General features: G+C 73.0%; 20 protein-coding genes and 1 tRNA gene. 5 read left to right on the top strand and 16 right to left on the bottom strand.

The window, feature by feature from the left end; genetic code table 11:
* Window positions 1–23 precede the first annotated feature (23 nt).
* A complete protein-coding gene (locus K5S26_RS04310) occupies window positions 24–578 on the top strand; it encodes a ribonuclease H family protein (RefSeq protein WP_308122752.1) in 555 nt (184 codons plus the stop codon).
* A 134-nt stretch (window positions 579–712) separates the two neighbouring features.
* A complete protein-coding gene (locus K5S26_RS04305; RefSeq protein WP_308122783.1) occupies window positions 713–1807 on the top strand; it encodes an NAD(P)-binding domain-containing protein in 1095 nt (364 codons plus the stop codon).
* A gap of 156 nt (window positions 1808–1963) precedes the next feature.
* Here K5S26_RS04305 and K5S26_RS04300 read toward each other — a convergent pair whose 3' ends face one another.
* From K5S26_RS04300 to phnG, 11 genes are read right to left on the bottom strand one after another with little or no spacing between them, the layout of a single operon-like run.
* Window positions 1964–2854, bottom strand: a complete 891-nt coding sequence (locus K5S26_RS04300; RefSeq protein WP_221856342.1) for an oxidoreductase — start codon at window positions 2852–2854, stop codon at window positions 1964–1966.
* Window positions 2851–3492, bottom strand: a complete 642-nt coding sequence (gene phnN, locus K5S26_RS04295) for a phosphonate metabolism protein/1,5-bisphosphokinase (PRPP-forming) PhnN (RefSeq protein ID WP_221856340.1) — start codon at window positions 3490–3492, stop codon at window positions 2851–2853. The genes K5S26_RS04300 and phnN overlap by 4 nt, the downstream gene beginning before the upstream one ends.
* Window positions 3489–4679, bottom strand: coding sequence for an alpha-D-ribose 1-methylphosphonate 5-triphosphate diphosphatase (locus K5S26_RS04290; RefSeq protein WP_221856338.1), 1191 nt, complete (start codon window positions 4677–4679; stop codon window positions 3489–3491). The genes phnN and K5S26_RS04290 overlap by 4 nt, the downstream gene beginning before the upstream one ends.
* Entirely contained in the window at window positions 4676–5353 is a 678-nt protein-coding gene (locus tag K5S26_RS04285; protein ID WP_221856336.1) for a DUF1045 domain-containing protein, read from the bottom strand. The genes K5S26_RS04290 and K5S26_RS04285 overlap by 4 nt, the downstream gene beginning before the upstream one ends.
* Window positions 5350–6102 (bottom strand): phosphonate C-P lyase system protein PhnL, encoded by a 753-nt coding sequence (gene phnL, locus K5S26_RS04280; RefSeq protein WP_221856334.1) that lies wholly within the window; start codon window positions 6100–6102, stop codon window positions 5350–5352. The genes K5S26_RS04285 and phnL overlap by 4 nt, the downstream gene beginning before the upstream one ends.
* A gap of 2 nt (window positions 6103–6104) precedes the next feature.
* Window positions 6105–6533 carry an ATP-binding cassette domain-containing protein gene (locus tag K5S26_RS18955; RefSeq protein ID WP_221856331.1) on the bottom strand — a complete coding sequence of 143 codons (429 nt, stop codon included), beginning with the start codon at window positions 6531–6533 and terminating at the stop codon, window positions 6105–6107.
* On the bottom strand, window positions 6533–6958 hold the full coding sequence (locus tag K5S26_RS18950; protein WP_221856329.1) for an ATP-binding cassette domain-containing protein: 426 nt from the start codon (window positions 6956–6958) through the stop codon (window positions 6533–6535). The genes K5S26_RS18955 and K5S26_RS18950 overlap by 1 nt, the downstream gene beginning before the upstream one ends.
* Window positions 6955–7845 carry an alpha-D-ribose 1-methylphosphonate 5-phosphate C-P-lyase PhnJ gene (locus K5S26_RS04265; protein ID WP_308122751.1) on the bottom strand — a complete coding sequence of 297 codons (891 nt, stop codon included), beginning with the start codon at window positions 7843–7845 and terminating at the stop codon, window positions 6955–6957. The genes K5S26_RS18950 and K5S26_RS04265 overlap by 4 nt, the downstream gene beginning before the upstream one ends.
* Window positions 7842–8996 carry a carbon-phosphorus lyase complex subunit gene (locus K5S26_RS04260; protein WP_221856327.1) on the bottom strand — a complete coding sequence of 385 codons (1155 nt, stop codon included), beginning with the start codon at window positions 8994–8996 and terminating at the stop codon, window positions 7842–7844. The genes K5S26_RS04265 and K5S26_RS04260 overlap by 4 nt, the downstream gene beginning before the upstream one ends.
* The gene (gene phnH / locus K5S26_RS04255; protein WP_221856325.1) at window positions 8996–9637 is read right to left on the bottom strand and encodes a phosphonate C-P lyase system protein PhnH; all 642 of its coding nucleotides are present in this window, start codon (window positions 9635–9637) and stop codon (window positions 8996–8998) included. The genes K5S26_RS04260 and phnH overlap by 1 nt, the downstream gene beginning before the upstream one ends.
* Window positions 9634–10116: a phosphonate C-P lyase system protein PhnG gene (gene phnG, locus K5S26_RS04250; RefSeq protein ID WP_221856323.1), complete on the bottom strand. Its 483-nt coding sequence runs from the start codon at window positions 10114–10116 to the stop codon at window positions 9634–9636. The genes phnH and phnG overlap by 4 nt, the downstream gene beginning before the upstream one ends.
* Window positions 10117–10281: 165 nt before the next feature.
* Between phnG and phnF the strand changes: the two genes are divergently transcribed.
* Window positions 10282–11025, top strand: coding sequence for a phosphonate metabolism transcriptional regulator PhnF (gene phnF, locus K5S26_RS04245; protein WP_221856321.1), 744 nt, complete (start codon window positions 10282–10284; stop codon window positions 11023–11025).
* Between the two features lie 142 nt (window positions 11026–11167).
* On the opposite strand, the gene K5S26_RS04240 is transcribed toward phnF, so the two are convergent.
* A tRNA-Met gene (locus tag K5S26_RS04240) sits at window positions 11168–11241 on the bottom strand.
* A gap of 58 nt (window positions 11242–11299) precedes the next feature.
* A complete protein-coding gene (locus K5S26_RS04235; RefSeq protein WP_281427124.1) occupies window positions 11300–11770 on the bottom strand; it encodes an Lrp/AsnC family transcriptional regulator in 471 nt (156 codons plus the stop codon).
* A gap of 105 nt (window positions 11771–11875) precedes the next feature.
* Between K5S26_RS04235 and K5S26_RS04230 the strand changes: the two genes are divergently transcribed.
* Together K5S26_RS04230 and K5S26_RS04225 are read left to right on the top strand one after the other, a co-directional pair.
* Window positions 11876–12346 carry a DUF2000 domain-containing protein gene (locus K5S26_RS04230; RefSeq protein ID WP_221856319.1) on the top strand — a complete coding sequence of 157 codons (471 nt, stop codon included), beginning with the start codon at window positions 11876–11878 and terminating at the stop codon, window positions 12344–12346.
* Between the two features lie 117 nt (window positions 12347–12463).
* A complete protein-coding gene (locus K5S26_RS04225; RefSeq protein WP_221856317.1) occupies window positions 12464–14095 on the top strand; it encodes an ABC-F family ATP-binding cassette domain-containing protein in 1632 nt (543 codons plus the stop codon).
* 52 nt (window positions 14096–14147) lie between these two features.
* Here K5S26_RS04225 and mmsB read toward each other — a convergent pair whose 3' ends face one another.
* From mmsB to flgK, 3 genes are read right to left on the bottom strand one after another with little or no spacing between them, the layout of a single operon-like run.
* A complete protein-coding gene (mmsB, locus tag K5S26_RS04220; protein ID WP_221856315.1) occupies window positions 14148–15371 on the bottom strand; it encodes a multiple monosaccharide ABC transporter permease in 1224 nt (407 codons plus the stop codon).
* Window positions 15368–16969 carry an ATP-binding cassette domain-containing protein gene (locus K5S26_RS04215; protein ID WP_246603579.1) on the bottom strand — a complete coding sequence of 534 codons (1602 nt, stop codon included), beginning with the start codon at window positions 16967–16969 and terminating at the stop codon, window positions 15368–15370. Before K5S26_RS04215 ends, mmsB begins: the two co-directional genes overlap by 4 nt.
* Before the next feature lie 29 nt (window positions 16970–16998).
* Complete coding sequence (gene flgK / locus K5S26_RS04210; protein ID WP_221856313.1) at window positions 16999–18408, bottom strand: flagellar hook-associated protein FlgK; 1410 nt, start codon at window positions 18406–18408, stop codon at window positions 16999–17001.
* Window positions 18409–18427 lie beyond the last annotated feature (19 nt).

The following is an 18427-nucleotide window of genomic DNA, read 5'->3' as shown; positions in this document are numbered from 1 at the left end:
GCGGGGCGGCTACGGTTGATCCCGTGCCGGAAGCTGTCCTCGACTCGTACACGATCGCCACCGACGGGGCCTGCCAGGGAAACCCCGGGCCGACCGGCTGGGCCTGGATCGGCGAGGACGGGCAGTGGGCGGCCGGAGCGATCCCGCAGGGCACCAACAACGTCGGCGAGCTCACCGCGCTGCTGCGCGGCATCGTGGACAACGCCCACGTGCGCCGCCTGACGGTGCAGGCCGACTCGATGTACGCCATCAACACGTACGCGTCGTGGATGGACGCCCACAAGCGCCGCGGGTGGAAGACCTCGGCCAAGCAGCCGGTCAAGAACGTCGAGATCCTCGAGGCGCTCATCGAGGCCCGCGACGCGCGACGCGCGGCCGGGCTGCCCGACGTGATCCTCGAGCACGTCAAGGGGCACGCGGGGCACCGGCTCAACAGCTGGGCCGACGAGCGGGCGGTGCGCGCGGCACGGCATGCGGCCAAGGGGCTCGCCGGGTCCTGGGAGTCGCGCGCCGGTCATCCCGCGGTCGACGTCGCGTCCGCCCCGCCCCGCGGCGGCGAGGACCGGCCCCGACGCTGAGGAATGCCCGGGCGACGGGCGCGGTTGGATCCGGCGTGACCGAGATCGCGAGCCCGGAGACCGGCGACGAGGCGGACAGCGCCGAGAGGCGCTCTCGGCGCGCCCCCGATCTCAGTCGCGGCGCCACGGTCGTCGTGATCGGCGCCGGCCAGGCCGGCCTGTCGGCCGCGTACCATCTGCGCCGGCACGGCTTCGGGAGCGCGCTCGCCGCGCCCGACGCCGAGCGGACGTACGTCGTGCTCGACGCGAACCCCGGCCCGGGCGGCGCCTGGCAGCACCGCTGGGAGTCGCTGCACGTGGACAAGCTGAACCGCATCTTCGACCTGCCCGGGCTGCCGCAGCCGGACATGGATCCGGACGAGCCCAGCCGCGACGCGGTGCCGCGCTACTTCTCGGCCTTCGAGCAGCGCTACGGCCTGCCGATCCTGCGCCCCGTGCGGGTCGTCAGCGTCGACTACGCCGACGACGACGAGGACGGCGACCTCGTCGTCCGCACCGACTCCGGGGTCTGGGTCGCCCGCGCCGTCGTCAACGCGACCGGCACCTGGGACAACCCCGTGCTTCCGCCCTACCCCGGCGGGGACGCGTTCCGCGGGCGGCAGCTGCACACCCGTGACTACGGCGCGCTGGAGGATTTCGAGGGGCAGCGCGTGGCGATCGTGGGCGGCGGCATCTCGGCGGTGCAGCAGCTCGAGGAGATCTCGCGGGTGGCCGAGACGTTCTGGTACACACGGCGCGAGCCGGTCTTCGTCGAGGGCGACTTCGAGCCCGAGACGACCGGCAGGGCGACGATCGAGAAAGTGATCGCCGACGTCGAGGCGGGGCGCCCCACGGGCAGCGTCGTCGGCTACACCGGCCTCGGCTGGACGCCCTACGCGCGCGCGGCGCGCGATCGCGGCGCGCTCGTGCGGCGGCCGATGTTCGCGGCGATCGAGCGGGACGGGGTGCGAGAGGCCGACGGGTCGTTCACGCCCCTGGACGCGATCCTCTGGGCGACGGGGTTCAAGGCCGCCCTGCGGCATCTCGACCCGCTGTACCTGCGGGGCTCCCTCGGCGGCATCACGATGCGCGGGACGCAGGTGCGCGGCGAGCCGCGGGTGCACCTGATCGGCTTCGGCCCGTCGCAGTCGACGGTCGGCGCGAACCGCGCGGGCCGCGAGGCCGTCACCGCCATCGTCCGCTACCTGGACGAGGGGTTCGCCGACGAGGTCGCGGGCGTCGCGGTCTGACGCGGCGGCGACCGGGCGAGACAGCGTTCGACGCGCGACACCGTGTCCGTCGGCGACGGTCTCGGCGCGGAAACCCGGTCTCGGCGCGGACACGCGGTCCCGGCGCGGACACGCGGTCTCGGCGCGGACACGCGGTGCCGGACGCCCCTCGACGGGTCAGCCGGGGCCGTCGGACGCGGCGGCCAGCAGCGGGACGAGCACGTCGCCGATGGGCGTGCGGATGCCGTGTGCGCGCGCACGCCGCCCGATCACGCCGTTGCGGACGTCCCACTCGAGGGCCCTGCCCGCCTCACGGTCCGCGAGGATCGACGTGCCGAGGTCTGCCGGGGACGCCCGGAAGCCGGCGACGATCCGGTCCGGCACGTCGTCGCCGAGCTCCGCGCCCTCGGCACGCGCCACCTCGAGGCACTCGCGCAGGTAGGCCAGCGCGAGATCGGCCACGTCCTCTCGGGCGAACATCCCCGCCCGTCGGCCGGAGAGCGCCATCAGCCCGGCCGCCGCGTTCTGCAGCAGCTTGCGCCACGCGACGGTGCGGAAGTCCGCGGCGAGCTCGGTGACGCACCGCGTGCCCCGCAGTGCCTCGGCCACGACCGCCGCGGCGGGCGTGTCCGGCAGCGTGAGGCGCGGCTCGCCGCGCAGCCAGACGGTCCCGTCCTCCTGGGCCGCAGCGGGGAACCACACCACGGCAGGGATCACCCGGGCCCCTGAGACGAGCGGCGAGACCGCGGCGACCTGCTCGACCCCGTTCTGCAGGACGCACACCACGGTCTCCGGCCCGCAGAGCGCGGCGAGCCAGGGCGCGGCGGCCGTGGTCTGCGTCGCCTTCACGGACAGCAGGACGATCCCCGCCGTCCTCTCGATCGACGCCGGGTCGGTCCGCACCGGCCCGGGGACGACGATCCGCTCGTCGCCCGTGCGCAGCTCCAGGCTCCGCCGCGGGGTGCGGCCGCAGAGCTGCGGCGTGCGACCCGCCTCGTGCAGTGCGGCCGCGACGGTCGTGCCGATCGCCCCCGGCCCGACGACGGCGACCTCGGCCGGCGCGCTCATCCGTCCTGTGCCGGTTGCGACGGAGATCCCGTGTTCTCCGGACGCGACCGGGCTGCGGGATCCGAAGAAGGCGGCATCTCCGAGGAACCGACCGCCGCGACCTCTCGGAGGAACGCTGCCAGCGTCTCCCCCGCATCGGCCAGCGCGCCGTCGTTCACGATCTCGAGGTCGGGACGGTGCCCGGGCGCCGGATCCGCCCGGTGCAGCCGCGCGGCGGCGCCGAGGTCGTCCTCGCGGCCGCGCGCCGCGATGCGGGCGCGGCGCACGTGGTCGGGCACCGTGATCCGCACCACGAGAGAGCGTGCGAAGCGCTCGTCGAGCCGGGTCAGCACCGAGCGCGAGACGTTGCCGACCACGACGGATCCGTCGCGCACGTGCGTCGCGTACTCGTCCGGGATGCCGTAGGCCAGGCCGTGGGCGCGCCACGACAGCGCGAACGCGCCCCGACGCTCGAGCGCGGCGAACCGGTCCTCCGTCACCGAGGTGCACTCCTCGGCGGGACCGGCCGGCCGGGTGATCACCCGCCGGGCGAAGACGTACCGCCCGGTGCCGTCTGCCAGCAGGTCCTTCGCGCAGCCGATGACGGCGTCCTTGCCGACGCCGCTCGGCCCCATCACGGCGACGAACGCCCCGCTCATGCGACCCGGACCCCCTCGCGCCACACGCCTCGCACGATCGGCACGGGCGACCCGATCGGGTGGTGCTCGACGGGTGCCTCGTCGTACGCGTGCACCCGGACGAGGTCGGCGCGGCGCCCCGGCTCGATCCCGCCGCGGTCGTCGAGCCCGACGGCGCGCGCCGGGTTGGCGCTGATCAGCCGTGCCGCCTCCGGCAGCGTGACGTCGCCGCGGGCGGACAGCAGGAACGCGGCCTGCAGCGGGCTCGCGGGCACGTAGTCGCTGGAGAGGATGTCGAGGAGCCCCTGCGCCAGCAGGTCGACGGCCGCCACGTTGCCCGAGTGCGAGCCGCCCCGCACGATGTTGGGCGCTCCCATGACCACCAGCTGCCCCGCGGCACGGGCCGCGCGGGCGGCGTCGAGCGTCGTCGGGAACTCCGAGATGCCGACGCCGAGCGCCACGCCCTCGTCGACGTGCGCCTGCGTCGCGTCGTCGTGCGCGGCCATCGTGATCCCCCGCGCCGCGGCGCGCTCGGCCATCTGACGTCGGTGCGCGTCGGCGTAGCGCGCCGAGAGCCGGTGCAGCTCGGCGACGTGCGCATCGAACTGCTCGTGGCTCAGCCGTCCCTTGCCGACCATGTAGGTGCGGAAGGCCTCGACGTCGGCGTACTGCCGCTGCCCCGGCGTGTGGTCCATCAGCGACACCATGCGCACGCGCTCGTGCGCGCCGACGGCGTCGAACACGTCGACCACGTCGGGTGTGGAGACCTCACAACGCAGGTGCACGAAGTGGTCGGCGCGCAGCAGCCCCGACTCGGCGGCGTGCACGACGGCGTCGATGAGCGTGCGCGCGTTCTTCGCCATGTCGTTGCCGTCGGTGGGGCCCGTGCCGATGCGCAGGGCGTCCAGCACGGTCGTCGTGCCGGAGGCGGCCATCTGCGCGTCGTGCGCGATCACGGCTGGGATCGGGTCCCAGAACCGCTGCGGACGCGGCTGGAAGTGCGCCTCGACCTGATCGGTGTGCACCTCGACCACGCCCGGCATCAGGAAGTCGCCCTCCAGGTCGACGCCCGTCGCGACGACGCTCTCGGACACGTCGGCGATCCTGCCGTCCACCACGCGGACCGCGCCGTGGACCACCTCGTCGTGCAGGACGACACGGGCGTTGGTGAAGACGGTCTCGGTGGCGGTCTCTGCTGTCGTGCTCATCGGCGGCTCTCCTGCGGGCGGGGGAACGGGTGGACGGAATGGACCTCGAACGGCGCGCCCGGCTCCGGCTCGACGAACAGGGCGACGGAGAGCAACGGCACGTCCGCGCCGGCGACGCCCGCGAACTCGTCGGCGAGCGCCGCGTCGACCCGGGCGGCGCGATCCACCGGGACGGGGTCGGTGAGGGTCAGATGGAAACGGAACTCGTCGAGCACGTACGGGTACCCCCAGCGCTCGAACAGCTCGCGCTGTCGCGGCGTCATGCGGTCGGGCCGGCGGCGCGCGGTCTCGGCCGGGCTCGGGGCGGCGCGGAACCCGTCGAAGGCCCGGACGGCGTCTGCGGCGAGCGCGTCGATGGCGGACTCGTCGCCGCCGGGCCGGAGCGCTCGGAAGGATCCGAGTGCCTCCACGCGCGGTGCGGCGATCGTCACGGGCGCCCGTTCGGCGGCGAACGCGTCGGCCGCGGAACGCAGGCCGGCCTCGGTCGTGCCGTCGGCGAGGCGGAACGGGGCCTTGAGGGTGGCGTGGAAGCCGTAGCGGCGCGCGCCGGCCGTGAGGTCGCGGAACTCCTCTCGGGCGTACCACTCCTCCGCGGCGGCGCGCAGCCGGAGCGCCTCGGGCGCGTCGGCGTCGCCGAGAGCCCCCGGCAGGGCGTAGACGGCGTAGCGGGTCATGCGGCCGCCTCCCGCTCGGGGGTGAACGCGCGGACATCGACGATCGCGTCGCCCACCGCGTCCCGCACGTCCTGGTCGTGGAAGATCGCCAGCATCCCGGTGCCGCGCGCGAGGCGCTCGCGGACCAGCTCGATGACGACTCCGCGGTTTCGCGCGTCGAGCGACGCGGTGGGCTCGTCGAGCAGCAGCAGCGGCCGCTCGGCGACGAAGCCGCGGGCGATGTTCACGCGCTGCTGCTCGCCGCCGGAGAACGTCGCCGGGGGCAGCGCCCAGAGCCGGTCGGGGATGCTGAGCCGCTCCAGCAGCTCGGCCGCCCGCTCGCGGGCCGTCTCGCGCGCGACGCCGCGCTCGACCAGCGGCTCGGCGACCACGTCGAGCGCGGGGACGCGGGGCACCGCCCGCAGGAACTGGCTCACGTAGCCCATGGTCTCGCGACGGGCGGCGAGCACTCGGCGCGGCGCGGCCGAGGCGAGATCGAGCACGCCGCCGTCCCGCGGATCGCCGTCGGCGAGCAGGATGCGCCCGGCGTCCGCCCCGTAGCTGCCGAACACCATCTTCAGCACGGTGCTCTTTCCCGCGCCGGACTCGCCGCCCAGCACGACGCATGCGCCGCGGGGCACGTCGAACGAGAGCCCGCGCAGCACGGGCAGGCGCTGGGCGCCCTGCAGGTGCAGCGTGAACGTCTTGTCGACGTCCTGGACGGAGAGGACACAGCCGGGAGGCATGGTGCGGGAGGTGTCGAGGTTCATGGTCAGCCCTGGAGGATCGAGGAGACGAGCAGCTGGGTGTACGCGGCCTGGGGGTCGTCGAGCACGCGATCGGTGAGGCCCGACTCGATGACCGCGCCGTCCTTCATCACGAGGGTGCGGTGCGAGATCAGCCGGGCGACCGCGAGGTCGTGCGTGACGATCACGACGGAGAGCCCGAGGTCGGCGACCAGCGACCGGATCAGGTCGAGCAGGCGGGCCTGCACCGACACGTCGAGGCCGCTCGTGGGCTCGTCCATGAACACCAGCCGCGGCCCGAAGACGAGGTTGCGGGCGATCTGCAGCCGCTGGCGCATGCCGCCCGAGAACGTCGCCGGCGCGTCGTCGATGCGCGCGGCGGGGATCTCGACGCGGGCGAGCCACCCCTCCGCCTGCGCGCGGATGCGACCGAAGTGCCGCCATCCGTTCGCCATCAGGGGCTCGCCGATGTTGCCGCCGGCGTGACGTGCATGCGCAGGCCGTCCGCGGGGTGCTGGTGCACGAAGCCCCAGTCCGTCCGCCACAGCCGCCGCACCTCGCGCTCGCTGAGGCTCGCGAGGTCGGCGAGCCGGTCGCGCGTCCTGCCGTCGCCGCCGGCGGCCAGCCGGTATCGGATGGCTCCCTCGTCGGTCGACAGGCGCTGGGACAGCATGCCGAGCAGCGTGGACTTGCCGGATCCGGATTCGCCCACGACCGCGAGCACCTCTCCCGGCCACAGGTCGAAGCTCACGTCACGGCAGCCGAAGCGGTCGCCGTAGCGGTGTCCCGCGCCGGCGACGCTCAGCAGCGGGGTCTCGTCGGGTCTCGACTCGGTCGCCTCGTTCCCTCGCTCGACCTGGGTGCGGAGAGCGCCCATCATCGGACCGCCTCCTTCCTCGCGCCGGCCGCGCCCTCGTCGCTCGCGACCGTCCGTTCGCAGTGGTCCGTGTCCGAGCAGACGTACATCGCGCCGCCGGCGTCGTCCATCACCACCTCGTCCAGGTAGACGCCCTCGGATCCGCAGATCTCGCACGGCGTCTCGAAGCTCTGCGGCTCGAACGGGAAGTCCTCGAACCCGAGGCTCTCGACGTCGGTGTACGGCGGGATCGCGTAGATCCGCTTCTCCCGGCCCGCGCCGAACAGCTGCAGGGCCGGGCTCTGGTGCATCTTCGGGTTGTCGAAGCTCGGGATCGGCGACGGCGCCATGACGTAGCGCTGGTTCACGAGCACCGGGTAGTCGTAGGTGGTCGCGAAGTGGCCGTACCGCGCGACGTCCTCGTAGAGCTTGACGTACATCAGCCCGTACTCCTCCAGCGCGTGCAGGCGGCGCGTCTCGGTCTCGCGCGGCTCGAGGAACCGCAGCGGCTCGGGGATCGGCACCTGGTAGACGATGATCTGGCCGTCCGAGAGCGGCGTCTCCGGGATGCGGTGCCGGGTCTGGATGACCGTGGCGAGGTCGGTGCGGGTGGTGCTGCGCGACCCCGCGACCCGCTCGAAGAACTGCCGGATGGACACCGCGTTCGTCGTGTCGTCGGCGCCCTGGTCGATCACCTTGAGCGTGTCGGACGAGCCGACGACCGAGGCGGTCACCTGCACCCCGCCGGTGCCCCAGCCGCGCGGCATCGGCACCTCCCGGGAGGCGAACGGCACCTGGAAGCCCGGGACCGCGACCCCCTTCAGCAGGCCGCGCCGCACGACGCGCTTGGTCTGCTCGTCGAGGTAGCCCTCGTTGTAGACGATGCGCGGCTCGTGTCTCGTCTCGGTCACTTCGTTCCCTCGCTCGACATGGTCGCGGAGGGCGACACGACATCCGCGGACTCGTCCCCCTCGGTCGCGGCGGCGACGCGCTCGCGGAACTCACGGTGGAGCTGACGGATGAGCACGAGCTCGCCCTGGAAGTCGACGTAGTGCGGCAGCTTCAGGTGCTCGACGAAGCCCGTCGCCTGCACGTTGTCGGCGTGGCTGACGACGAACTCCTCGTCCTGCGCCGGCGAGACCCGCCGCTCGCCGAACTCTTCGGCGCGCAGCGCGCGGTCCACGAGCGACATCGACATGGCCTTGCGCTCGGCGCGGCCGAACACCAGGCCGTAGCCGCGCGTGAACTGCGGTGGCCGGTCGGCGCTGCCGACGAACTGGTTCACCATCTGGCACTCGGTCACCTCGAGGCGTCCGATCGGCACCTCGAAGCCCAGCTCGGGGGCGTCGAAGAACACCTCGACCTCGCCCACCCGCACCTCCCCGGCAAAGGGATGGGTGCGGCCGAAGCCGCGCTGCGTCGAGTAGCCGAGCGACAGCAGGAAGCCCTCGTCGCCGCGGGTGAGCGCCTGCAGCCGTTCGGCGCGCGACATCGGGAACACCGTGGGCTCGCGGGTGAGGTCGGCGGGCTCCGGGTCGGTCCACTCCGCCTCGCCGTCGGCGGGCACGCGATCGGGCTCGATGAGCGCGTCGACGCCCAGCAGGTCGGTGATCCGCGGCATCGGCTGCTCGTCGGGCACGCCGTCCGTCGGCACCTCGGGCGCCGGGATGTCGTCGGCGAGGAGGCGGTGCGTGTAGTCGAACGTCGCGCCGAGCTGCTGCCCTCCGGGCACGTCCTTGAAGGTCGCGGAGATGCGCCGCTCGGCCGGAAGACCGGACGTGTCGAGAGCGGCGGTGGTGCCGAAGCGCGGCAGCGTGGTGCGGTACGAGCGCAGCAGCGTGACGGCCTCGAGCACGTCGCCCTGCGCCTGCAGCAGCGCCTTGGCGGCGAGGTCCGGGTCGTAGAGGGATCCCTCGGCCATGACGCGCGAGACGAGGACGCCGAGTTGGTCGCGCACGCCGCGCCACGCGATCGGTTCGGCGTCGCCGCCGCGGCCCCGCTGGGCGAGCAGGGCGTGCGCGTTGGCGATCGCCTTCTCGCCTCCCTTGACGGCGACGTACATCAGGCGCTCCCCTCGCTGAGCTCGGTGGTGCGCGGCAGTGCGCGCACGGTGGTCTCGGCCGCGAGCACGACGTCGACCCCGCGCGGGAAGCCGACGCGGTTCCGGCGCCACTGGGCGAGGAAGCCGTCCTCGCCGTGCACGCGCGGCAGGCCGGAGCCGTCCCACGCGACGGATCCGTCGACGCCCGGCCCGGTCGCGACGAACGCCCCGACCGGCGCGGTGCCGGTGGCGTCGATCACGAGCGTGGCCGACAGGTGGGGCTCCTCGTCCGTCCCCTGTGCGAGGTCGGCGAGGCGAGGCGCTGCCGACGGCGAGGAGGCCACGGCGAAGAGCGCGTCGCCGGACGAGGCGACCAGGCGGGCGCCGGTGTGGAAGCGGATCCACTCGCGGACGTCCTCGGAGGCGGCGAGGGCCCGGTCCAGCCAGATCGGCGTCTGCTCGTCGCAGAGGGTCAGGAGCACGGCGCCGGCGACCGCGCCGAGCGGCGCCGGGGTGCGCAGGCGGCCCTCGCGCACGGGGTCGACGTCCTGGGGCAGGGTGGGCCGCGCCATGGCCTGGAGCACCGCGCGGAACGTGCGCTGCGCGTCGTGCACGGGGGCGGAGAAGCCGGGCAGGTGTGTCGCGGTCGTGGCGCCGATCATTCGTCGTCGTCCTCGTCCGGCCCGGAGTTCTCCCGGGAGACCGTGAAGAAGTCCACGACGGTGCTGCGGGCCTGCGCCCGAGCGTGCTCGTCGCGCTCGCGCTGCGCGCTCTCCAGCGGCTCGATCACGTCGGAGAGCACGCGGTCGCGCTGGGCGGAGAGCAGCAGCGCGTCGAAGACCGCGGCGAGCCCGGCGTGCTCCGGGTGGCTGCCGAGGACGTACGCCGTGCCGACCGTCTCGCCGGCGTCGGCGATACGCGCCAGCACCGTCGCCCGGGTCACGGTCGCCTCGCCCAGGTGGAACCGGTCCCCCGTGCCGCCCATCCGGCCCTGCACCATCACCAGCCCCGCCTCGGGCCCGCGCAGGTACTCGATCTCCGGCGGGTCGGGCCACGCGGCCCACAGCCCGGCGAGCTCCTCCGCGGAGGCCAGGGCGAGCACGCGCGCGGTGCGCCGGCGCTCGTCGACTCCGTGTTCCATCGCTCCTCCAAGTTGTCTATTTATCTAGACAACTGCCAAGGTAGTGGCACGATGGGGAGAAGGGAAGCCCCCGGGGTGGCGAACAGCCCACGAACGGATGCCCACGAACGGATGTACGTGCGGTGAACCGCCCGGTCGAGACCGAGGAAGGATGAGCGAGCAGGCATGACCGATCCCGCCGCGAGCCGATCGACCGGGTACTCCGCATGGCGCCTCATCGCGGAGGAGCTGCGCGCGGAGATCACCGAGGGCGGCCTGCGCGCCGGCGACCGGCTGCCGACCGAGAACGCCCTCGCCGAGCGCTTCGGCGTGAACCGCCACACCGCCCGACAGGCCGTCGCCTCGCTCGCCGCCGACGGACTGGTCGAGTCGCGCCGCGGCAGCGGCACGTTCGTCACCGGCGGCGCCGTCCACGTGCACCGGATCGGCATGCGCACCCGGCTGTCGACGAGCATCGGCGACCGGCACTCGGCGTCCGGTCGTGTGCTCGAGAGCGAGACGGTGACCGCGTCGCCCGAGATCGCCGAGCGCCTCGGCATCGCGGGCGGCCCGGTGGTGCGCGTGGAGTCGCTGCGGACCGTGGACGGCGAGCCCGTCGCGCTGGGCGCGCACTGGTTCGACGCCGGGCGGCTGCCCGACATCGCGACGGCGCTGCGGCGCACGTCCTCGGTGACCGCGGCGCTGCGCGCCCACGGCATCGACGACTACGTCCGCGCCTCGACCGTGGTGTCCGCCCGGCACGCGACGGCCGCGGAGGCGGCGCTGCTGCGGCTCGACCCGGGCGCGATCGTCCTGGTCACCGAGTCGCTCGACACGCTGACGGACGGCACCCCGTTGCAGTACGGCGTGACGCGCTTCTCCGCCCAGCGCGTCCGCCTCGACATCGAGCACCCGCCCCCGCCCGCCTGAGCTGCTGCTGCTGCATCACGAAACCGACGTTCCCTGCCGAGACCGACGTTTCCCGCTGAGACCGGCGCCGGCGACCACGGTCTCGCACAGCTTTCTCGGTCTCGCGCGGGTGCCGCGGTCTCGCGGACCGGGGCCGGATCAGACGCGACGGCGGGAGTCGAACCCGCAACGACTGACGGTTATGAACCGAGCCCCGGGACCGCCCGGATCGCCGCGATGCCCCCACGCTACGTCGGCCCCGGGACGCACAGGGCGATGTGACAGAGAGTGACGGTCAGCGCGCCGACGCGATGCCGATCTCGTGGTTGCGCAGGTGCTCGTAGACGACCGTCGTCTTGACGTCCGCCACCTCCTCGCGCTCGGTGAGCCTGTCGATCACGAAGGCGTAGAGCGCATCGTTGTCGGCGACCGCGACGTGCACGATGAAGTCGACGTCGCCGCTCACCACGAACACCCCCAGCGTCTCGGGCAGCACCGAGATCCAGTCGCGGAAGGCCTCGATGTTGCGCCGCGAGGGCGGCCTCACCCGCACCGAGACCAGCGCCTGCACGCCCCTTCCGACGCTCGCGAGGTCGAGGTCGAGCACGGCGCCCCGGATCACGCCGCGACGGCGCAGGGCACGGGTGCGGTCGAGGGCGGTCGTCGGAGAGACCCCGACGCGCGCCGCGACCTCGCGGTTCGTCATCCGCGCATTCGTCTGGAGAGCGGCCACGATCGCCGCATCAAGTCCGTCCAGATCCGCCATCTCGGTGTCTCCTCCGTATTTCGTCCGGCAGTAGAAACATCATCCGGATCATCTGGATACATTGTCCCCTGTTCTCACGACGATCCGCACACCGCAAGGAGCCTCATGGATACACCCGCGTTCGGGTTCACCGCCGACGAGATCGACACGGGAGCGCCGACCCGCGCGGCCCGGCTCAAGTGGGTGATCGTGGTCGACGGCGGCCTCCCGGCCGGTCGCATCGCCAACGCCACCGCCTGCGTCGGCGCGGCGATGGGCGCCGCGGTCTCCGGCCTGCTCGGCCCCGACGCCGTCGACGCCGAGGGGTCCTCGCATCCGGGGCTGCCGTGGATCGGGTGCACGGTGCTGGCGGGCGATCAGACGCAGCTGACGACGATCCGCTCCCGCGCGGCATCCTCCGACGGCGTCCTGGTCGCCGACATGCCCGCGCACGCGCAGCTCACGCGGGTCTACGACGAGTACCTGCAGGAGGTCTCGCACCGCGCGCCCGACGACCTCGGCTACCTCGCGGTCGCGCTGGTGGGCCCGCGGGGCCGCGTCGACCGCATCGTCGGCAGGCTGCCGCTGCTGACGTAGGGCACGCCGGGCGGGGCGGTGATACGGTGTCGGCATGGAGATCGAGGTCGGCACCATCTAGCGCCCCGCGGAGAGCCGTTCGGGTGCGCCCTAGACACCCACCTCGAAAGGCCTCTCATGCCCGCTCTCTCCACGCCCGCCATCACCCTCCGCGACCTCACGTTCGAGTGGCCGGACGGCTCCGTCGCCCTCGACCGTCTCGACGGCACGCTGCCGTCCGGGCGCACAGGGCTCGTCGGCCGGAACGGCGTCGGCAAGTCCACGCTGCTGAAGCTCGTCGCCGGTCTCCTGCCGCCCACGCGCGGCCGCGTCGAGACCGACGGCGACGTCGGCTACCTGCCCCAGACGCTGACGCTCGACCGCGACGCGACGGTCGCCGACCTGCTCGGCATCGCGCCGACGCTGGCGGGCCTCCGTGCGATCGAGTCGGGCGACCCCGACGTGCGGCACTTCGACGCCGTGGGCGACGACTGGGACATCGAGGCCCGCGCCGACGAGGCCCTCGACGAGATCGGCTTCGGCGCCGCCGACCTCGACCGCCGCGTCGGCGGGCTCTCCGGCGGCGAGTCGATGCTGATCGCGATCACGGGCCTGCGGCTGCGCCGCACGCCCATCACGCTGCTCGACGAGCCGACCAACAACCTGGACCGACCCGCCCGCGCGCGGTTGGCGAGCCTGGTCGACGCGTGGCCGGGCACGCTCGTCGTCGTGAGCCACGACCTCGAGCTGCTGGAGAGGATGGAGCACACGGCGGAGCTGCGGTCGAGCGGCCTCGGCCAGGTCGCCCGCGGACGCGGCGCGCGGCTCGAGGTGTTCGGCGGACCCTACAGCGCGTTCCGTGCGGCGCTCGCGCAGGAGCAGGCCGCCGCCACCCAGGCCGCCCGCACCGCGCAGCAGACGCTGAAGGTCGAGAGGCGTCAGCGCGTGGAGGCCGAGCAGCGCATCGCGGCGCGCGCACGCGCAGGGAGGAAGTCGGCCGACAACATGCCGAAGATCCTCGCGAACGCCCGCAAGCGCAAGGCCGAGGAGACCGCCGGGTCGCTGCGCGGCACGCTCGACGAGCGCGTGCAGGACGCGCAGGATGCCGTGGACGCCGCGGATGCGCGCGTGCGCGAGGAGGAGCACATCCACATCACGCTCCCGGATCCGGACGTGCCGCGCGGCAAGCGGATCGCCGAGCTGACGGACGGATCGCGCACCGTCACGGTCCAGGGGCCCGAGCGCGTCGCGCTGGTCGGTCCGAACGGTGCCGGCAAGACCACGCTGCTCGAGGCGCTGGTGACGGGCGACGCGACCCGTGGGATCCTGCTGACCGAGCGGGTCGGATACCTGCGCCAGCGCCTGGACGACCTCGACGACGCGCGTTCGGCGGTGGACAACGTGCGCGACGCCGCCCCCGCGACGGCGCCCGGGGAGCTGCGCAACCAGCTCGCCCGCCTGCTGCTGCGCGGCAGCGCCCTCGACCGCCCGGTCGGCTCTCTCTCGGGCGGCGAGCGCTTCCGCGTCGCGCTGGCCAAGCTGCTGCTCGCGGACCCGCCCGCGCAGCTGCTGATCCTGGACGAGCCGACCAACAACCTCGACATCGCGAGCGTCGAGCAGCTGGCCGAGGCCCTCGATTCATACCGCGGCGCTCTGCTGATCGTGAGCCACGACCACGCCTTCCTGCGCCGCCTGGGCATCGACCTGGTGATCGGCCTCGAGCCGGGCGGCCGCCTCGCCGAGCGCGACGAGACGGCGCTGGACGGATAGACGGCGGGCCGCTCCCCCGGAAGGGGAACGGCCCGCCGTCTGTGGGCTCGGGTCAGCGCGCGGCGCCGGCCCGGCGCTTGTTGTAGATGTCGAAGGCGACGGCGATCAGCAGGACGAGGCCCTTGACGATCGGCTGCACCGACTGCGGCACGCCCATGAGCGACATGCCGTTCGACATCACGGCCATCACGAGACCGCCGACGAGCGCACCCGTGACTCGGCCGATGCCGCCCGTGGTCGACGCGCCGCCGATGAAGCAGGCGGCGATCACGTCGAGCTCGAAGCTGTTGCCCATGCCCGGCTGGGCGCCGTTGGAGCGCGCGGAGAACATGGCCGCCGCGATGCCCGTCAGCATGCCCATGTGGACGAACAGCCAGAAGTTGACACGACGCACGTTCACGCCCGACAGCTGCGCGGCCGAGAGGTTGCCGCCGATCGCGTACACGTGACGACCGAACACCGTGCGGTTGGTGATCAGCTGGTAGATCAGGATGAGCAGGCCCAGCACGATCAGCACCAGCGGGAAGCCGCGGTTGTAGGCGAGCGCCCACGCGAACGCCATGGCCACGACCGCGACGGCGGCGAGCTTGACGACGAACAGCGGCATCGACTCGACCTTCTGGTTGTAGCCCATGCGCGCGCGGCGGCTGCGCACCTGCGACACCACGAAGCCGGCCACGGCGACCACGCCGATCAGCAGCGTGAAGACGTCGACGGTCTGCGGCTGTGCCAGCAGCCCCGATCCCTGCCCCACGACGACCTCGCCGAACAGGCCGCGGCTGAAGCCGGTCGCGAGGGTCTTGTACTCGCCGGGGAACGGCGAGAGCGAGACGTTCTCGAGCACGACCCACGTGAGGCCGCGGAAGAGCAGCATGCCCGCCAGGGTGACGATGAACGCGGGGATGCCGACGAACGCGACCCAGAAGCCGTGCCATGCGCCGACGAGGATGCCGACCACGACGGCCGCGAGCAGGCCCACCCACCACGGCATGCCCAGCCTGATGACGAGCACGGCGGCGACGGCCGACGCGAACGCGAGCACCGATCCGACCGACAGGTCGATGTGGCCGGCGACGATGATCATGATCATGCCGAGCGCCATGATCAGGATGTGCGCGTTCTGCAGCACCAGGTTGGTGACGTTCTCCGGCGCGAGCAGCGTGCCGCCCGTCAGGATCGTGAACAGCAGCACGATCGCCACGAAGGCGATGTAGATGCCGGACGTCCGGAGGTTGCGCGTGAACAGGTCTTTGGTCTCAGCCAGGACATTGCTCATGCCGCGGCCTCCTTCTGGTTCTTCTCGATGGTCATGAGGCTCATCAGGCTCTCCTGCGTGGCCGAGGCCGCGGGGGCCTGCCCGGTGATGCGGCCGTACGCGAGCGTGTAGATGCGGTCGCACATGCCGAGCAGCTCGGGCAGCTCGCTGGAGACGACGATGATCGCCTTGCCGGCGGCGGCGAGGGCGTTGATGATCTCGTAGATCTCGTACTTGGCGCCCACGTCGATGCCGCGGGTGGGCTCGTCGAGGATCAGCACCTCGGGATCCGAGAACAGCCACTTCGACAGCACGACCTTCTGCTGGTTGCCGCCCGAGAGGTTGCCCACGGTCTGCATCACGGTCGGGGTCTTGATGTTCATGTCGCGGCGGTACTCCTCGGAGACCTTGATCTCCTCGTTGCCGTTGACGAAGCTGGCCCTGTTGCTGATCTTGCCGAGCGCCGCCGCCGTGATGTTGGTGCGGATGTCGGTGATGAGGTTCAGCCCGTAGTGCTTGCGATCCTCCGACACGTAGGCGAGGCCGCTGCCGATCGCCTCCTGCACGGTGCGGGGGCGGATCTCCTTGCCGTGCAGGAAGACACGGCCCGAGATGTCGCGCCCGTACGACTGTCCGAACAGGCTCATCATGAACTCGGTGCGTCCGGCGCCCATGAGGCCCGCGATGCCGACGATCTCGCCCGCGCCCACGGAGATCGACGCGTCGTCGACCACCACGCGCCCGGCCTGCGTCGGGTGGTGCACCGTCCAGTTCTCGACGCGGAAGATCTCCTCGCCGATCTGCGGCGTGCGGTCGGGGAAGCGCTGGTCGAGCGAGCGGCCCACCATCCCGCGGATGATGCGCGCCTGCGTCGCGTCCTCGCCGTGCATGTCGATCGTCTCGATCGACTCCCCGTCGCGGATGATCGTGGTCGAGTCGGCGATCGCCTCGATCTCGCCGAGCTTGTGGCTGATGATGATGCACGTGATGCCCTGGTCGCGCAGCTCGCGCAGCAGCCCGAGCAGGTGCTCCGAGTCGTTGTCGTTGAGCGCCGCGGTGGGCTCGTCGAGGATCAGCAGCTTGACGTCCTTGGTCATCGCCTTGGCGATCTCGATGAGCTGCTGCTTGCCGACGCCGAGCTGGCCGACCGGCACGGTCGGGTTCTCGTCGAGGCCGACACGCTCCATGAACGCCGCCGCCTCGTGGTTCGCCTGGTTCCAGTCGATGAGGCCGCCGCGCACCCGCTCGTTGCCGAGGAAGATGTTCTCGGCCACCGAGAGGTGCGGCACGAGGGCCAGCTCCTGGTGGATGATGACGATGCCGCGCTCCTCGGAGTCGCGGATCGACGAGAACGCCACGCCCTCGCCTTCGAAGAGGATGTCGCCGCCGTACGAGCCGTGCGCGAGACCGTCGTCGATGTTGCGCGCGTACTGCTCGTTGCGGCGCTGCTCGGCGTGCAGGGCGAGCGTCGTGGCCGCCGCCGACGGGCTGTCGGACGGGGCGAGGAAGGCCCGCTGCGACGTGGCCTGCTCCTGCAGGCGTGCGAGCTGGCTCAGGTTCGTCTGCAGGTTGCGCAGCGACGCCTGGGTCATCGTCTGGGAGGTGACGCGGGAGATCATGGGCGTGCCTTTCGGGGAGCGTCGCGGGATCAGCGGCCGACGAGGCCGGTGCGGTTGATGAGCACGTCGAGGGCCTCGTCGACCGCGGTGAGCACCCGCGCCGCCGCCTGATAGGCGGTCTGGTACGTGAGCAGGTTGATGGTCTCCTCGTCGCCGTCCACCGCCGCCACCGACTGCTGCGCGCCGACGGCCGTGACGGCGGCGACCTCCGCGACGCTCGCCCGCTGCACGTCGCCCGCCGTCGCGACGCCGAACGAGGTGACGAAGTCGGCCCACAGGGCGTCGGGCGATCCGGCGCTCGATCCGATCTGCGAGATGGCGTCGGCGTTGGACGAGTCGAACGCGCCCGCGCCCGGCGCGGCGAGCGCGAGCTGGTCGGCCCGCGTCGGCACCACCCGCAGCGAGAGAGCGGCCGGTCCCGCGGCGGACACGTCGAAGAAGTCTCCGCCCGGCTCCCCCGCCGCGGTGGCACCGGCGCGGTGCTGGGCGTTCACGCGCTCGGCGAGCGTCGTCGCGAGGCGGTTGTAGGTGTCGGCCAGCTGCGCGAGGGTGCCGCCCTCCGAGGCGGGGGCGAGCACCGAGAGCGCGCCTCCGAGCTCGCCGCCGGAGAGGGCGACCGGCTGGTCCGGACGATGCGCCCAGGCCACCGTGACCGGCTGCCCCGCCGTGATGCCGGACGGGCCGCTCGCGACCAGGTGCCGCGCCTCCACGCCCGACACGAGCGCGTTGCCGTCGATCCGGACCGTCAGCGTGCCGTCCTGCTCGACGGACGCCGTCGCGCCGGTCTGTCGCGACACCCGCTCCGCCAGCACGGCCCGGCGGTCGATCAGCTCGTTCGCCGAGCGCCCGGCACCGAGCGCGTCGCGGATCTCGCGGTTCAGCTGCGCGATCTGATCCGCCGCGGTGTTCACCTCCGACACGGTCCGTTCGACGCCCGCGCGCGCCTCGCTCCACTGGGAGCTCGCGGCGGCGTAGCCCGCCGCGATCTGGGAGGCGAGGGCGCTCGCGTCGTTCAGCACCACCGCGGCCGCCGCCGCGGCGTCCGGGGAGTTGGACAGGTCCTGCCAGTCGGCCCAGAACTGCGAGAGGCGATGGGCGAGCCCCGCCTCGGTCGGCTCGGCCATCGTCGCCTCGGCGGTGCGCGCCGCCTGGGCCCGGACGCTCCAGAAGCCCGCCGCGCCGAGCGCGTCGCGCACCCGGGAGTCGAGCAGCGCGTCGCCGAGCCGCGCGACGCCGTCCACCGAGACGCCCTGGCCCGGCACCGCGCCCGCGCTGAACCGCCCCGCCTGGGCGACCGCCGCGACCGCCGACGTCTCCAGACGCTGACGCGTGTAGCCCGCCGAGGTCTGGTTGGCGATGTTCTGCCCCGTGAGCTCGATGCCGCGCCGCGCGGCTGACAGCGCAGAGGCCGCGGTGTTCAGTCCGGTGAAGGTCGACATGTCACTCCAGGTTCGGTTC

Origin of the sequence: Microbacterium marinilacus (assembly GCF_019753765.1) — a bacterium.
Taxonomy (GTDB): Bacteria; Actinomycetota; Actinomycetes; order Actinomycetales; family Microbacteriaceae; genus Microbacterium; species Microbacterium marinilacus.
The sequence above is the reverse complement of the archived record's forward strand: the minus strand, read 5'-3'. Positions and strand labels throughout refer to the sequence as shown.

Bases quoted from the DNA above. Each gene is read 5' to 3' on its own strand.
- K5S26_RS04300 (WP_221856342.1), bottom strand. From the start codon at position 2,854: ATGAGCGCGCCGGCCGAGGTCGCCGTCGTCGGGCCGGGGGCGATCGGC.
- phnN (WP_221856340.1), bottom strand. From the start codon at position 3,492: ATGAGCGGGGCGTTCGTCGCCGTGATGGGGCCGAGCGGCGTCGGCAAG.
- K5S26_RS04290 (WP_221856338.1), bottom strand. From the start codon at position 4,679: ATGAGCACGACAGCAGAGACCGCCACCGAGACCGTCTTCACCAACGCC.
- K5S26_RS04285 (WP_221856336.1), bottom strand. From the start codon at position 5,353: ATGACCCGCTACGCCGTCTACGCCCTGCCGGGGGCTCTCGGCGACGCC.
- phnL (WP_221856334.1), bottom strand. From the start codon at position 6,102: ATGAACCTCGACACCTCCCGCACCATGCCTCCCGGCTGTGTCCTCTCC.
- K5S26_RS18955 (WP_221856331.1), bottom strand. From the start codon at position 6,533: ATGGCGAACGGATGGCGGCACTTCGGTCGCATCCGCGCGCAGGCGGAG.
- K5S26_RS18950 (WP_221856329.1), bottom strand. From the start codon at position 6,958: ATGATGGGCGCTCTCCGCACCCAGGTCGAGCGAGGGAACGAGGCGACC.
- K5S26_RS04260 (WP_221856327.1), bottom strand. From the start codon at position 8,996: ATGTACGTCGCCGTCAAGGGAGGCGAGAAGGCGATCGCCAACGCGCAC.
- phnH (WP_221856325.1), bottom strand. From the start codon at position 9,637: ATGATCGGCGCCACGACCGCGACACACCTGCCCGGCTTCTCCGCCCCC.
- phnG (WP_221856323.1), bottom strand. From the start codon at position 10,116: ATGGAACACGGAGTCGACGAGCGCCGGCGCACCGCGCGCGTGCTCGCC.
- phnF (WP_221856321.1), top strand. From the start codon at position 10,282: ATGACCGATCCCGCCGCGAGCCGATCGACCGGGTACTCCGCATGGCGC.
- K5S26_RS04235 (WP_281427124.1), bottom strand. From the start codon at position 11,770: ATGGCGGATCTGGACGGACTTGATGCGGCGATCGTGGCCGCTCTCCAG.
- K5S26_RS04230 (WP_221856319.1), top strand. From the start codon at position 11,876: ATGGATACACCCGCGTTCGGGTTCACCGCCGACGAGATCGACACGGGA.
- K5S26_RS04225 (WP_221856317.1), top strand. From the start codon at position 12,464: ATGCCCGCTCTCTCCACGCCCGCCATCACCCTCCGCGACCTCACGTTC.
- mmsB (WP_221856315.1), bottom strand. From the start codon at position 15,371: ATGAGCAATGTCCTGGCTGAGACCAAAGACCTGTTCACGCGCAACCTC.
- K5S26_RS04215 (WP_246603579.1), bottom strand. From the start codon at position 16,969: ATGATCTCCCGCGTCACCTCCCAGACGATGACCCAGGCGTCGCTGCGC.
- flgK (WP_221856313.1), bottom strand. From the start codon at position 18,408: ATGTCGACCTTCACCGGACTGAACACCGCGGCCTCTGCGCTGTCAGCC.